Origin of the sequence: Allobacillus salarius (genome assembly GCF_007559425.1) — a bacterium.
Classification (GTDB): Bacteria; Bacillota; Bacilli; order Bacillales; family Alkalibacillaceae; genus Allobacillus; species Allobacillus salarius.
This window is the reverse complement of sequence record NZ_VMHE01000002.1, coordinates 171972-187818: the sequence shown is the minus strand read 5'-3', so window position 1 is coordinate 187818 and position 15847 is coordinate 171972. Positions and strand designations below refer to the sequence as shown.

The following is a 15847-nucleotide window of genomic DNA, read 5'->3' as shown; positions in this document are numbered from 1 at the left end:
GAAAAAAGTTTCAATGTCAGTCAATGATTCAAAATAATTTAAATGTAACACATAACTATCTAGGTTCTACAATTAGCTTGATTGCAGTTCTCTCTTCTTGGTCGATCATGATGTCTGTAAAGGCCGGTATACAAATTAAGTCAACACCACTAGGAGCAACAAACCCTCTTGCAATGGCTACTGCTTTCACAGCTTGATTCAATGCTCCGGCTCCAATTGCTTGAATTTCCGCTGTGCCACGTTCGCGAAGCACGTTTGCTAAAGCACCTGCTACAGAGTTTGGATTCGATTTTGCTGAAACTTTGAGTATTTCCATTACTAGTTCCTCCTTCATCAGCTAAAATGATTTCATCACTAATCTATTCATCATGACTAGAACCTATTACATTAATTATGAATTACTTGTCCGAAAAATTCAAATATTCAACTAAATCTTATATGGTCATCATTAATCAGTATTCGCTTTATACGTTTAGCTATACCCGTGGATTCATCCACTGAAACGACAATCCCGCTCAGGACGGTTCGATTGGTTTCCGGCACTTCAAAACGGACAGGTAGAGATGTTTTAAACCTTCGAATGACAGAATCGATCTCTGTTCCAATCACACTGTCATAGGGACCAGTCATACCTACATCCGTAATGAAAGCCGTTCCTTTTGGTAATATGCGTTCATCTGACGTTTGTACGTGAGTATGCGTACCGACTACACAGCTGACACGCCCATCAAGGTACCAACCAAAAGCTTGTTTTTCACTTGTTGCTTCTGCATGAAAATCGACAAAAATAATTGAGGTGCGTTTTTTAGCCTTTTCAATTAACGAATCAATCACTTGGAACGGATCATCCAATGGAGGTAAAAACGTACGACCTTGTATATTAATGATCGCAACTACCTTGTTATTGACATTCATAAATCGCATCCCAATTCCAGGCGTCCCTGTTGGGTAGTTTGCTGGTCGGACTAAACGATCGGCATCATCAATGAAATCAAAAATCTCTTTTTTATCAAATGTGTGATTTCCCATCGTAATCATATCCGCTCCCCATTCAAGGAAGCTATGATATATAGGTTTCGTAAGACCTTTACCGTGAGCGGCATTTTCTCCATTCACGATCGTTAGATCTGCCTTGTGTTCCTTCTTTAAATTAGGTAAATGTTCTTTTAACGCTGTTCGTCCTGGCTTACCGACAACGTCTCCGATAAATAAAATATTCATTTGATCTAATTTTCCTTTCTTCCGTTCAATATATTTATCGTTGCATAGTTCAATTAGTGAGTCAAAACATTAATTAGTCTAATGTATGTAGACCATATTCCGTTCGTACAAAACCTTCTTTAGGTTAAAAAATGCCAAAAGTACTGAACGAGTCAGTCTTTTGGCATTTTGTTTATTTTGCGTATTCAACAACGCGTGTTTCACGGATGACTGTTACTTTGATGTGACCTGGATACTCCAGACCTTCTTCGATCTGTTTACGAATCTCCCTTGCCAGTTGAATAGCTGTTGCATCATCGATATCATCTGGGCGGACCATGATTCTAACTTCACGTCCAGCCTGGATGGCAAATGATTTTTCGACACCTTCATAAGAATCTGCAATCGATTCTAATTTTTCAAGTCGTTTAATATAGTTCTCCAACGACTCACTTCTTGCTCCAGGGCGTGCAGCTGATAAAGCATCAGCAGCAGCCACTAAGACAGAAATAATACTTGTCGGTTCTTCATCACCATGGTGTGATGCAATCGCATTAATGACAACTGGATGTTCTTTATACTTCTGAGCGATTTCTTTACCGATTTCAACGTGGCTACCTTCTACTTCGTGATCGACGGCTTTTCCGATATCATGCAATAAACCTGCTCGTCTTGCAAGTTGCTCGTCTTCTCCAAGCTCTGCGGCTAGAAGTCCTGATAAATAGGCGACTTCCAATGAGTGCTTTAATACGTTTTGACCATAGCTTGTACGATAATTTAGTCGGCCAATGATCTTAATTAGATCAGGATGTATTCCATGAGCGCCAATTTCGAACGTAGCTTCTTCACCAACCTCACGGATATAATCATCAACTTCGCGACGGGATTTCTCTACCATCTCTTCGATTCGAGCTGGGTGGATTCTTCCATCCTGTACGAGATTTTCAAGCGCTATGCGCGCAATTTCTCTACGTACTGGATCGAAACCTGATAATATAACCGCTTCCGGCGTATCATCGATAATTAGGTCAATACCAGTCAATGTTTCCAAAGTACGGATATTTCGTCCTTCCCTTCCGATGATTCGTCCTTTCATCTCATCGTTAGGCAAGTTGACGACAGACACAGTCGTCTCCGATACATGCTCTGCTGCACAGCGCTGGATCGCTAAGGAGAGCAGCTCTTTTGCCTTCTTATCAGCTTGCTCCTTGGCTTTCGTTTCTTCACGTTTAATCAACAACGCCGTTTCATGCGCCATTTCTTTTTCTACTCGATCAAGAATGATTTGACGTGCTTCTTCTTCCGTAAAGCCAGAAATGCGTTCCAATTCTTTTTGCTGTTCAGCAACCATTTCTTCCACTTTGCTTTCCGCTTTATTAAGTTGTTGTTGTTTTTCTGTCAAGGATTCTTCTTTTTCTTCTAACATCAGCTCACGTTTATCCAAAGTTTCACTCTTGCGATCAAGGGTTTCTTCCTTGAGCATTAGACGATTTTCTTGTTTCTGGATTTCTGAACGTCTTTCGCGTAACTCTTGTTCTTGCTCTTGACGCAATCGATGATTTTCGTCTTTCGCTTCTAACAGCGCTTCACGTTTCGCTGATTCTGCGTTTCGCTCACCTTCTTCAACGATTTGCTTTGCAAGCTCTTCAGCACTAGAAATTTTCGCTTCTGCAATCTTTTTACGAATAAGATACCCAACAACAGTACCGACAACTAAAGCAAGCAAAATGGAGATGATAATGATCGGTAAACTATCCATACGTTCACCTCCTCTTGCTATTCATTTTTTTCAATTGATCCAATTGTTTTGTTTCAGTCGGTAATGTACAATCTTGTCATCATTTTTTGACTTAAAAAATGAAAATTATACACTTTCATTTTAAGCCTGTCCATAAATCATGTCAAGGAAACCTCCGAAATCGTACAACAATTTCGACAAAAGATTTTGTTAATTTTTTCGAACAGTAAATTTGGACATTTGAAATGGACTAAAAAAGATAAAAAAGCAGTTCAATTGAAGGGCAAAACATAGGTTTGCACACTAAAACTGAACTACTTTTTATTTAAAGAACAGCTTCTTGTCGTTTGTACTTACAATGAATGTAATATAATTAGTTTAAATCTAGTTCTTCTTGGTCCTCAGCTTGCTCCTCAGGTTCTTTTCCAGATATATTATATGCATCTCTTAACTCTTCGTACACACGTTCATAAATATCCGGATTATCCAAGAAGAATTGTTTCGCATTTTCTCTACCTTGTCCGAGTTTCTCGCCTTGATAGGAGTACCATGAACCGCTTTTCTCGACGATATCCTGATCCGCTCCTAAATCAAGGACTTCCCCTTCTTTCGAAATTCCTTTTCCATACATAATGTCAACTTCAGCTTGACGGAATGGTGGGGCTACTTTGTTTTTGACGACTTTAAGACGCGTCTTGTTACCGACCATTTCATTACCTTGTTTCAATGTTTCTGCACGTCGTACTTCTAATCGAACAGAAGAATAGAACTTCAATGCTCGTCCACCTGGCGTTGTTTCTGGGTTACCGAACATTACGCCTACTTTTTCACGAATTTGGTTAATGAAGATTGCTGTCGTTTTCGACTTATTGATTGCACCAGAAAGCTTTCTTAAAGCCTGAGACATTAAACGAGCTTGCAGACCTACGTGCGCATCGCCCATCTCTCCCTCAATTTCAGCTTTCGGCACCAAAGCAGCAACGGAGTCAATGACAACAATATCGATTGCTCCACTGCGGACTAATGCCTCAGCAATCTCAAGTGCTTGCTCACCCGTATCTGGCTGTGATAATAATAGTTCATCAATATCCACACCTAGGTTCTTTGCATAAACAGGATCAAGCGCGTGCTCTGCATCAATAAAAGCTGCTTGTCCTCCCTGCTTTTGTGCTTCTGCAATCGCATGCAAAGCGACAGTTGTTTTACCAGAAGATTCTGGACCGTAAATCTCAACAATTCTTCCACGTGGATAGCCACCAACACCTAGTGCGATATCTAAACTTAGTGAACCAGAAGATACCGTTGAAACTCTCTGTCCTTCGTTTTCACCTAATTTCATGATGGAGCCTTTACCAAATTGCTTCTCTATTTGCTTTAAAGCCATATCAAGTGCTTGTTTACGCTCACTCATTAATTTTCCCCCTTCATTTAACTAACTCTATCATACTATGATTTTAGCATTTTGCCAACAAAAAAGCGAATATCTGTTCTATCATTTTCTCTTAGAGAAAACTTTGTTATCTATAAGGGAAAATACTGTTTTCTACACGGGATAATTGTTTTTTATATAGTTTAGAAAAATTTTTAACCCTCGCTTAGTAGCTTGGTTTCTTATTTCATTCCGTTTTCCGATAAGGGTTAATTTCTCACAAATAGTTGAGCCCTCTTTGCTAGAGATGGCTACGAACACAGTCCCGCTCGAATGACCATCGATCGATTGGTCTCCAGCAACACCTGTAAAACTAATTGATAGATCTGAGTTCATTAATACTCTCGATTTCTCTGCCATCGAACGAGCACATTCTTCACTGACAGCTCCATATCGCTCTAGTATTTCTATCGGAACGTTGACGATGTTTTCTTTGATTTCATTCGTATAAGAAACGATTGAACCTTGAAAAGCATCTGATGCGCCAGGTTCGGAAACTATTTGCGATGCAAAAAGCCCACCTGTAATACTTTCACAAGCGGAGAATGTCAGATTCTTATTACGTAAACGTTCGATTATTTGTCTTTCCAATGTGTTCGGCCGGTCACCAACATAGTAAATTGAAACGCGGGATAGGATTTGTTCTTGTATGCTATCCAACAATTCATCTGCTTCTTCTTTTGAGACACTCTTTGCCGTTAACCGAATCGTCACATGGCCATCTCCTGCAAGCGGTGCAATCGTGGGATTTGATTGCTTGCGAATAAGATCGATTAATTCATGTTCAATGGTCGACTCACCAATCCCCTGAAAATTCAATTCACGACTATACAATTGATATTGGAGAAAATCGCGACTATACAAATCAGGAATTAAACGATGATCGACAATCCATTTCATTTCTGTAGGCACTCCAGGGAGAAAATACCAAACGGTTTCATCATATTGGTAGCATAAACCTGGTGCCATACCGACTTCATTTTCGAAAACGGTACCACCTGAAAAAGAAAGGGCTTGTTTTCGGTTGTTTTCAGTCATGTTCATTCCGCGATTTTCATAGTAGGCCTCTATCTTTTTCATCGTAAACAAGTCGGTTTCCAAGTTACAACCAAATAAGTCACAGGCTGCATCACGAGTTAAATCATCATCTGTCGGTCCAAGTCCTCCTGTGACGATTACAAGATCTGATCGACTTTGGGCAAGTTTAAAGGCTTCATATAAACGCTTCCGATTATCACCGATTGTTTGACGATGGTAAACGTTTAAGCCGAGTGTCGCCATCTTTTCTGATAACCAAGTTGCATTTGTATCATCAATTTGACCAAGTAATAACTCGGTGCCTACGGATATAATTTCACATGTTTTTTCGGTTCTCATTTAGAATCCCTCATCACGTGCCAGTTTTTCATGAAATATTCAACTCCAGAAAGTACTGTGACAAAAGCGGCCAGGTATAAGAGGATTGTTCCAATTGGAAAACCTAAATAAGAGAAAGGAAAATGATGAAGTAATAAAAAGGCTGTTGCACTAATTTGCAATACGGTTTTTATTTTTCCCATATTACTTGCCGCAAGGACAATTCCTTCACCAGCGGCTACTAAACGGAGACCGGTTACTGCAAATTCGCGGCTAATAATTAAGATAACGAGCCACGCTTCAGCCATTCCTAATTCGACTAAACAAATTAATGCTGCAGATACAAGCAGTTTATCAGCTAACGGATCCAAAAATTTACCTAAATTTGTGACTAGATTATATTTACGTGCATAATATCCATCGACCCAATCGGTAACAGAGGCGATAATAAACAAAATCCCAGCCAATATATGTTCTAACGGAATGGACATTTCACCTATTGAATATGTAGTCCAATTAAATGGTACAACAAGTAAAATAATGAATAATGGAATCATTAAGATACGTGAAAGCGTAATTTTATTTGGTATGTTCATTTGATTTTCCTCCAAATTTGTTCTGTCATTGATTTTTAAATCATAAAAAAGGAATCCTTTGCTTTGGGCAAAGGATCAAACGTAATTCATAGTCAATTTACGATTCTGATGGTTCCCAAAGGATGTGGATTTTTTGATGGACTTCTTCATTTGCATCAATTGGATATTCGAATTCTGTGCCACTAATTTTTAAGTTAACGACAGAGGCTCTTCCAATATTTAGTTCAACAAAATCATTTGAACCAGATGCTTCTATTGTCAGTGGGGAGTCATCGGATGTGTAAACTCGCTCATCAGCGAAACTTTCCACTACTTCTCCATCTTCTATCCCGTGAACCCATAAGTATGTTTCGCCATCAATCTCAAATTCGAGTTCCAAACTTTCCGCATCCGTCAAACGTACGGTCGTTAAAGGTGTCGCTGCATCTTCATCTACCTCTTCAACAGATAGACTAGGCTGTATTTTTTCTTCACTTTGTTCCTCATTGCCACCTTCCGATTGTTCAGATGCCTTATCACCGTCTGTCGCTTCCTCTTCTTCATTTGATTCCTCTTCATCTACGTCAGGAGCTATTATTTCTGAACCTTCTTCACTTCCTGATTGTTCATCATTTTCCGTTAAGGCTGGATGGACAAAGTTAACATACGAATACCAAATACCGAAGATGATCCCAATCACCAATAGAAATACTAATAATTTGGGTAGAAATGAAAAAAAGGCGATATTGCCGCTTCTAGACTCTTTTCTTGAAGGTGTAGAAACATAGTCATACGACACATCACTTGTTTGAGGCAATTCGTTTTTATGTTCCTCTAACAACATAGCTGCGTCCATTCCTAAGACTTCAGCATATTCACGTATAAAAGCACGCACATAAAAATTTCCCGGCATTTTACTCCAATCATTTTCTTCAACTGCAGTTAAATAACGGGTTTGAATTTTCGTTTCACTTTTTACTTCTTCGAGCGATAAACCTTGGTTTAATCGCTCTTCTCGTAATCTTTTTCCTATCTCCATAACTATCCACCGTCCACTTTAAAAGTCAAACATTGAAAATTCATCACTTTGATCAGGTTCAAGACTTTTATAAGTGATTTCTTGATCAGAATCACTTCGCAGTTCAATAAAGTAATCAAAGTCATCCAATGTGTAATCCGATTGCTGTACAAAAATGTCTGGGTGTTCGACAACTTTCACTGCAGGTATTTGCATGACCTCGCGTAATACCCGCCAATGATCTTCACCAAATTGCTTCGCTGAAACAACTCCGTCGATGATAAAAACATTATCCGTGGAGTATTCATCCTTCATCAATTTCGTGCGTACAGTTTGTTTTAACAACGTACTTGAAAGAAACAACCATCTCTTATTGGCAGAAACACTTGCTGCGACAATGGATTCCGTTTTACCAACACGTGGCATACCACGGATTCCAATAAGCACATGACCACCTTTATTAAACAGTTCAGCCATGAAATCGACAAGCACACCTAATTCATCACGAACAAAGCGAAACGTCTTTTTATCATCCGAATCACTCTTTATGTATCTGCCATGCATGACGGCTAATTTATCTCGAAGTTTAGGTCGTCTAAGCTTACGTACTTCAATCGTTTCCATAATATCGAGAATGATACGTAAACGCTTAATTTGTCGATCATCTCTGCTCAATAAGAGCATACCACGTCGAGCATCTTCTACACCATTAATCATAATAATATTAATGGAAAGCATTCCCATCAACGAAGCAATATCTCCAAGTAAACCAGGTCGGTTATGCAAAATCTCATATTCAAAATACCAATCTTTTCGATCGTCCGTCATTTCCATACACCCTTTTTTTCAAGGTATTCAAGAAGTACACTATCTACTATCATAAATTATTTTAGCAACTAGATAAAGTATATTAATAATATTCCCTCTTTATTTTCGTTAAAACTTTGAATTCCACTTCTTTCGTCCTAGATTATGTTATTTTCACATCGTACTTGACACAAAAAACCCGAAAAATGATTCAAATCACTTTCCGGGCAGGTTCGTTATTTATTGATTTTGAACTAGTTTAACCATCATGCTAGCCATCGTACGTCTTTCTTCTTCGGAAGCTACGTTCCAAAGGTCACGAAGAATTGCTTCCTCATCATTTTTCGCATCGACTTTAGACGCTAAATGTTCACCGATTTCATAAGCTAGGTTATTGATCGTGTCTTGCTGCATACCTTTATCTTGTGCTTGGTTTAGACGATCACCTAAAAAATCTTTCCACTGATCGAAATTATCCAATATGGACATGGTTCATCCTCCTTTAATGTTCTTCTTTTATATTTTCTACGGAAGATGAAACCTTATACATGATTTTTTATATACCACCACTTAATCGAAGGACTTGTCCATGGATATAATTGCTTTCATTCGAAAAGAGAAAGCGGATAAGGTTTGCAACATCACCTGGTTGACCGGCACGTCTTAACGGTACTTGATTTGTCCAAACTTCTTGGTCTTGTTCTGAAATGACTTTGTTCATTTTCGTATCGATTAACCCTGGTGTTACTGCATTTACGCGCACTCCGGAAGGGCCGACTTCTTTTGCGATGGACTTCATCCATGCAAGTTGTGCTCCTTTCATCGCAGCATAAACCGATTCATTACTAGCGCCTAATTCGCCCCAAATTGAGGAGATCACTACGATATTACCCTCTTTTCGAGCAATCATTTGTGGTAAAAAAGCTTTAGCAATCAACATCATTGATTTAAGATGAATGGTATATTGCTCATCCATCTTTTCACTAGATGATTCAGTTAAAAGTTCATGATAGCTGCGTCCTTGCGCAAATAGTATACTGTGAACTTGAAAAGGAATCGATTCGATTAATTGCTGAATCTCTGTTTGCTCGGAAAGATTCGCCCGAACACTCATAATGACTTGATCTTCATCCAGTAAAGACATCGTCTTCTCAATTGCTTCTTTATTTTCAAAGTAATGCAATATAAATTGTCTTGAAGGGCTTGCCAAGCTTTGAATGGTCTCTTGAGCCAAATCACTGCTTGCCCCGATAACAAGAACTGTTTCTTTCATCATTACTCCTCTTCTGGCAAGACCATGCAAACAGTTATTTGATCTTGATCAATCCAACCATCAATGACCTTTTTCATATCATCTCTCGTCAAGTTCTCCAATGTCTCGAAAATATTTCGGTAATCGACAGAAAGATCATGATAGTGAATGATTTGGTTAGCTGTCCCTTCTAGCTCATTAAAGTCACGAATCAATTCACCATATTTTCGTTTCTTCATTCGAGAAAACCCTTCTTCTGAAATGGTTGAATTTTTCAAGTTCAACAACATATCAATGACACGGTCACTAAATTCTTCTGGTTTAAGTGTTCTTCCACCGATCATTGTTACACCGAATGATTTTTCCATATATGATTCAAGTCGCAACGTTTCAATTACGAGTCCTTCGTTATAAAGTTCTTCGAAATACTTTCCACTTTTAGAGAAGTATAAATCCATAACGAGTTCACGAACCAATTCATTTTTCAGTAACTCACTCGTTTGTAAGTGTTCCTTCTTATCTTTAATTCCAACCATGCATTTAGGCGTTTGCACAGGCATGTGGATGACTTCTTTTTTCTTAAATACCGGATCTTTTTCTTCACCATAATCTCGTTTGATATCATCAATAGGTGCAAATTCTTTTTTAGCTTGATTGTTTCTGACTAATTCAGCCATCTCTTGTAAGGAAAAGTTCCCGATAACAAACAAGGACATATTCGACGGGTGATAAAATGTCTCATAGCATAAATATAAATCTTCACGTGTAATGGTATATATAGAATCTACCGTGCCTGCGATATCAATTCGCACCGGATGGTTTTCAAACATAGATTGAAGTGTTCCAAAAAACAGGCGCCAATCTGATTGGTCATCATACATCCGGATTTCTTGTTCAATAATTCCCTTTTCTTTCTCCACCGTCTGTTCAGTGAAATAGGGATCTTGGACAAAATCGAGCAATGTCTCAACATTTCGCTCTTCATCTTCCGTACTGGAAAATAAATAGGCTGTTTGAGTAAACGAAGTAAATGCGTTAGCTGAAGCTCCACGCTCTGAGAAATGTTGGAATACATCACCGTCTTCTTTTTCAAACATTTTATGCTCCAAGAAATGGGCAATCCCATCAGGTACTTGAGTAAATTCATCACTGTTTAACGGTGTGAATTTTTGGTCGATTGAACCATAATTGGTTGAGAAAATAGCGAATGTTTTTTCAAAGTCTTCTTTTGGATAATAAAAAACCGTTAAACCATTCGGCAATGTCTCTTGATAAATCGTTTCATTGATACGAGGTATAGTTAATTCTTTCATGCTTCTTCCCCTCCATTCTCAGCAGTCAAAAAGTAAACCGTGTCTAGTTCGATTTGTTTTGAAACAGCAATAACGTCTTCTTTCGTTACCGATTGAATGGCTTTAGCGATTGCTTGAGGATCTTCAGATTTTCCACCAATCACTTGCTGATGAAACAGATCGATGATTCCAGTTGAACGATCCAATGTTTCTTTCAGCTGATTCGTGATTGCTTTTTTCGTTTGATCAATCTCTTTGTCTGTTATTTCACCTTCACTAATTGCCTGGTGTTGTGCTTCAATAATCTCTCTCGCTTGGTCATACTTATCAGGTGCAATGCCACTGAAAACAAACAATAGCCCTTTATTGCTTTCAAAACGAGATGCAGCATAATAAGCCAATGAATGTTTTTCTCGAACATTTAAAAATAACTTAGAGTGAGGATAACCCCCAAATATCCCATTAAATACTTGAAGAGCAGGGAAATTATCGTCAGCAAATTGCACACCTGTGCGGAAGCCCATATGAAGCTTTGCTTGTTGGATCTTTTGCTTTTCAGTAATGGTTTCTACTTTTTTCGGCAAGATTGATTCTGAACGATAAATGGATGCTTGTGGATTTCTTGAAAACGAAAGGTTTTCTTCAATATCTTTTTCCATTTGGTCGTTGTCAAAATCACCGACTACATAAACATCCAAACGATCTTCAGTGATCATCTGTTGGTATGTCTCATATAAGCTTTTTCCATCTAATTGTGGTAGGTCATCCAAATAGCCATGCGCGTGGATTCCGAATGCTTCATCTTCACACATTTCATCAATCAAACGCATATTGGCGTATTGCATTTTTTCATCAATAATTGATTGGATTTTACTCTTTAAGGTGTCCTTCTCTTTCTCAACTAATGTCTCATCAAAAGCCTGATTTTTAGCTTTAGGCTTCGTAAGTACCTCACTCAAAAATTGAAGTCCTTCCTTTGTGAGCGTCTCTTCATCTTTAATGAATTTCTCATTCGGTATATCCAATATAAACGTTACGATATGGTTCTCGCCTTTTTTGCCTCCATAAATACTGAACTTCGCTCCGTATAACTCATCGAGTTGTTGTCGTAATGCTCGTTCTGTCGGATACTTCTCTGAACCTTTTTGCAAAACAAATGGGAGTAGTGCACGTTCTGTAATGTTCTCACGCTTCAGTGGACGTGTGAATTTCAATACAATCGTATTTGTTTTAAATTTTTTCGTATCAAATAAATGAAGTGAATAATCGTCTTTTTGAATGGTTTGTTCTGTTACTTGCGACATATACATCCTCCTTTATCCTTCATACCCTATAGTTTACATGAAACAATCGTTTCATACTACACGGGCGATTTACAAAGGATTTGTAAAGTATATTTCGCGGAAAGCAATTTAATGGTACGGCTAGTTGTGTTTTTTTAATCAATTATATTTTTTTGTTGAAAGTCCGTTGTTGATGATTTATTATCGTTTTCTCAACGATTTATCGGCGGGTTCTCTCCGTTTTTCGACGGCTTCACCCAGTTTTCCGACGACTTCATATAATTTATCGTCGGAAGGCTTTACTCATAGGACGTGTGTGGTTTTAGTGATATCTCTTTTATTTCTTGGCAATTAAGAATCAACACTATTCTATTTTTTATTTGTGTCTGTATAAACGCTCATCGCAGTACACATGAATTGGGCTAAACCTTCACCGAATTGATCAATGTTTTTCGTAAAGCGCTCATCATTCACATACATTTCTCCTAAGCCTTTGAATGCCTCAAGCGAATAGTTCCCTATTTTATTTAAGTATTGATACCATTCTTGGATCATTGTTTGTGCTTCTTCCGAGTCGGGTGATAAATGACGAATGTCGGCGAGACGACGAAAAATATCGTTAAATCGTTCTTGTTCAAACGTAGTCATATTTTTTGTTTTTTCATTTGCTTGATCAACTGCTTTGTCACCCCATTTTTCTCTTGCCTCTTTTTCGTATGGGTTTTGATTAAAGTCAAAGCCTTCAAATTTTTCCTCACTTGACATTGAGATCTCTCCTTGCGAATGTTTTATGGTCTTTTCAATCGTTGCTATCATCTTGTTGAGTCGTTTTCTTTTTTCTAAAAGCATCTGATGTTGCATGTGTAATGCCTCTTGTCGATCGAAAATTGGACTATCCATGATTTCTTTAATTTTTTTCAAGTTGAAACCGAGCTCTTTAAAAAATAAAATCTGCTGTAGATCTTCAAGATTCTTCTCAGAATATACTCGATAACCCGCTTCAGTCGTATCTTCAGGAATCAACAAACCAACTTCATCATAATGATGAAGGGTGCGCACACTAATGCCCACTAAATCAGCAACTTCTTTCACTTTCATTTTAAATTTCTCCCTTCATCAGTAACTATAAAGTATCCCGTAACGTGAGAGTCAATGATTATTCTGTGAAATTGGATGAAACAATAAAAAAGATTCGCATCAGTTAGTAAATGAATATAAAACAGCATCAACCGAGTAGTCTTTTAAGTTCGGTTGATGCTGTTTTTTTATGTAAGACAAGAAGCTGATGATATGATGAAGAACGTATACTGAAGATTTGCTGATTAACCCTGAAGATTCGTGAATTAACCATGAAGTCTCTAGATTAAACACTGAAGGGCTTCAAATTAACCCTGAACCCTCACTGAAAAACCCTGAAGCACCGCAAATTAACCCTGAAGCCTCTCGATTAAACACTGAAGACAGCCTGTTTAACACTGAAGCTTTAAGAACGCCTGCCACCAACGACCGTCATCGAAACCTAAGCTATGTTGTGTATTTAACCTAACAAATATTTTAAGCCACGAAAAAAACTAGTCAAGAGATTTTCTTGACTAGTTTTATAATTCTTATTGCATCGATGTTTCTTCAGGCTGTTGGCTGACCAGTACTTTCCGTGGTTTACTTCCTTCATATGGACCGACAATTCCTCTTTCTTCCATGGCATCGATCAGTCTCGCGGCTCTCGTATAGCCTACCCTGAATTTACGTTGTAGCATCGAAACACTAGCACTTTGCATTTCAATGATCAGCTGAACGGCATCGTCATACAGATCATCATCTACTTCTTCCATATCTGTTGACGTTTCTTCAGGAATCATCTCTTCCTGATATTGTGCTTTCTGTTGTGCAATACAATGGTCAACAACACGTTCGACTTCCTCATCGGACAAGAATGCCCCTTGAATTCTTGTAGGCTTGGACGCACCGACAGGCAAGAAAAGCATATCCCCTTTACCAAGCAACTTCTCAGCACCATTCCCATCTAAAATCGTACGAGAGTCTGTAGCTGAGGAGACACTAAATGCAATTCGCGATGGAATATTTGCTTTGATTACTCCTGTAATGACATCCACTGACGGGCGCTGTGTTGCGATAATTAGATGAATTCCTGCAGCCCTTGCCATTTGGGCTAATCGTGTGATCGCATCTTCTACTTCATTCGAAGCAACCATCATTAAATCCGCCAACTCATCAATTAATACAACAATATACGGCAGGTGAGGATGGTTTTCGCCTTCTTCTTCATTCACTCGGTCGACATGTTCATTGTATCCTTCAATATTTCTCGTTGCTGTCTCCGAAAACAGATCATATCTTCTTTCCATTTCAGAGACGATTTTTTTCAATGCTTTAGATGCTTTTTTAGGATCCGTTACTACAGGAGCCAATAAATGTGGAATGCCATTATACACATTCAACTCCACTTTTTTCGGATCAATCATCATCATCTTCACTTCATGTGGTTTGGCCCGTAGTAGAATGCTCGTAATAATACCATTGACACAAACACTTTTACCGCTTCCTGTTGCACCGGCGATCAGTAAGTGAGGCATTTTATTCAACTCAGAAGCAATGGATTCACCAGCAATATCTCGACCTAAGCCAAAGAGCAGCTTGGATTCAGGTTTCATTTGTGGTTGCATTACTTCACGAAGCGATACTTGAGCGACCTCTGAGTTCGGCACTTCAATACCAATCGCTGACTTCCCTGGTATCGGTGCCTCAATACGTATATCGCGCGCAGCAAGGGCAAGTGCCAAGTCATCGTGTAAATTGACAATTTTACTTACTTTCACCCCGATATCAGGATTAACTTCATATTTTGTCACTGCTGGCCCCACATGCACCTTCGAAACGCGAGCTTTAACACCAAAGCTATGAAATGTTTGTTCCAGCTTTCTTACTGTGGATTGGATTTGTGATTTCTCTTGTTGCTGTGAATGGTTGACAGGACTCGCAAGTAGCTGAAGGGATGGTAACCGGTACGACTCATTTTCTACCTCTGTTAAAGCCATCACTTCCTCTCCCTCTTCAGGAAGCTCTTCTACATTTTCCGTCCACTCATTAGTCTCGATTTCCATAGACTCAGGTTCAACATTTTCGGGTTCCACTGACTGGAAGTCTTCAATGACTGGAGTTGATTCAGATTCCGTCATTTCATATGAATTTTCGATTTCTAGTTTTTCTTCTTTTTCCTTCTCGGCGGCTTCCTTACGCTCGGCTCGTTTATCGCGCATACTGGCAAAGCGAGCTTGTACTTCTCCAAAAAAACCTTTGATGACATCAATAATTGACTTCTCTGTCAGCATAATGATTCCAAAAATAATCGCAAATGTTGCAACAACTTTCGAACCGACACCAGATAATAAATAAAAACTGCCTACGAATAACAACGCACCTGTCATACCAGCACCAATTGCTGAATAATCTACTTCTCCGTTTTGATAAGCTTCATAATAATCCCACGTTAACCCGAATATATTTTGAGTAGTCGCTTGTACAATCGTTTCGAATGTTTGTACGTGTGTAAATAATAAGATTGAAGCAAATAATAGATAAAAACCGATCCACCGAATGGATTTAAAATTCGGCCATTTTCTTTTAATTAATAGATAGATTCCTATAAAGAAGATAAATCCGCTAATTACTATATACCAAAAGCCAAATAACCATTGGAGTAACGTTACTAAAACATGCGGAATCACTCCGCTTGAAATCATTGGAATCCCACTTGAAAAAATGGCAAATAGGATGAACGCCAGTCCAATCAGTTCAAAATACAGATTCGACTTTCGATTATTTTTTCTTCTATTTCTCTTTTTCTTTTTTGCCACTTTCTTCACCTCGAAATAAATC

Annotated in this window: 14 protein-coding genes; all 14 read right to left on the bottom strand. The window is 38.5% G+C overall.

Going from position 1 to position 15847, the window contains the following annotated elements; all coding sequences use genetic code 11:
• Positions 1-55: 55 nt before the first annotated feature.
• Complete coding sequence (gene spoVS / locus FPQ13_RS02890) at positions 56-316, bottom strand: stage V sporulation protein SpoVS (RefSeq protein ID WP_101330434.1); 261 nt, start codon at positions 314-316, stop codon at positions 56-58.
• A gap of 107 nt (positions 317-423) precedes the next feature.
• Positions 424-1221 (bottom strand): TIGR00282 family metallophosphoesterase, encoded by a 798-nt coding sequence (locus FPQ13_RS02885; protein WP_144087810.1) that lies wholly within the window; start codon positions 1219-1221, stop codon positions 424-426.
• Between the two features lie 172 nt (positions 1222-1393).
• Positions 1394-2959: a ribonuclease Y gene (rny, locus tag FPQ13_RS02880; protein WP_144087809.1), complete on the bottom strand. Its 1566-nt coding sequence runs from the start codon at positions 2957-2959 to the stop codon at positions 1394-1396.
• A gap of 352 nt (positions 2960-3311) precedes the next feature.
• Entirely contained in the window at positions 3312-4349 is a 1038-nt protein-coding gene (recA, locus tag FPQ13_RS02875) for a recombinase RecA (RefSeq protein WP_144087808.1), read from the bottom strand.
• A gap of 132 nt (positions 4350-4481) precedes the next feature.
• Positions 4482-5744 (bottom strand): competence/damage-inducible protein A, encoded by a 1263-nt coding sequence (locus FPQ13_RS02870; RefSeq protein WP_144087807.1) that lies wholly within the window; start codon positions 5742-5744, stop codon positions 4482-4484.
• A complete protein-coding gene (gene pgsA, locus FPQ13_RS02865) occupies positions 5741-6319 on the bottom strand; it encodes a CDP-diacylglycerol--glycerol-3-phosphate 3-phosphatidyltransferase (protein ID WP_144087806.1) in 579 nt (192 codons plus the stop codon). The genes FPQ13_RS02870 and pgsA overlap by 4 nt, the downstream gene beginning before the upstream one ends.
• Positions 6320-6416: 97 nt before the next feature.
• On the bottom strand, positions 6417-7337 hold the full coding sequence (locus tag FPQ13_RS02860; protein ID WP_144087805.1) for a helix-turn-helix domain-containing protein: 921 nt from the start codon (positions 7335-7337) through the stop codon (positions 6417-6419).
• An 18-nt stretch (positions 7338-7355) separates the two neighbouring features.
• A complete protein-coding gene (locus tag FPQ13_RS02855; protein ID WP_144087804.1) occupies positions 7356-8144 on the bottom strand; it encodes a YmfK family protein in 789 nt (262 codons plus the stop codon).
• Between the two features lie 219 nt (positions 8145-8363).
• Positions 8364-8612, bottom strand: coding sequence for a DUF3243 domain-containing protein (locus FPQ13_RS02850; protein ID WP_144087803.1), 249 nt, complete (start codon positions 8610-8612; stop codon positions 8364-8366).
• 67 nt (positions 8613-8679) lie between these two features.
• Positions 8680-9396, bottom strand: a complete 717-nt coding sequence (ymfI, locus tag FPQ13_RS02845; protein WP_186279528.1) for an elongation factor P 5-aminopentanone reductase — start codon at positions 9394-9396, stop codon at positions 8680-8682.
• A gap of 2 nt (positions 9397-9398) precedes the next feature.
• Positions 9399-10688, bottom strand: a complete 1290-nt coding sequence (yfmH, locus tag FPQ13_RS02840) for an EF-P 5-aminopentanol modification-associated protein YfmH (RefSeq protein ID WP_144087801.1) — start codon at positions 10686-10688, stop codon at positions 9399-9401.
• Positions 10685-11971, bottom strand: coding sequence for an EF-P 5-aminopentanol modification-associated protein YfmF (gene yfmF, locus FPQ13_RS02835; RefSeq protein WP_144087800.1), 1287 nt, complete (start codon positions 11969-11971; stop codon positions 10685-10687). Before yfmF ends, yfmH begins: the two co-directional genes overlap by 4 nt.
• Before the next feature lie 348 nt (positions 11972-12319).
• Positions 12320-13048, bottom strand: a complete 729-nt coding sequence (locus FPQ13_RS02830; RefSeq protein ID WP_144087799.1) for a MerR family transcriptional regulator — start codon at positions 13046-13048, stop codon at positions 12320-12322.
• Positions 13049-13557: 509 nt separating this feature from the next.
• A complete protein-coding gene (locus FPQ13_RS02825; protein ID WP_144087798.1) occupies positions 13558-15825 on the bottom strand; it encodes an FtsK/SpoIIIE family DNA translocase in 2268 nt (755 codons plus the stop codon).
• Positions 15826-15847: the final 22 nt, after the last annotated feature.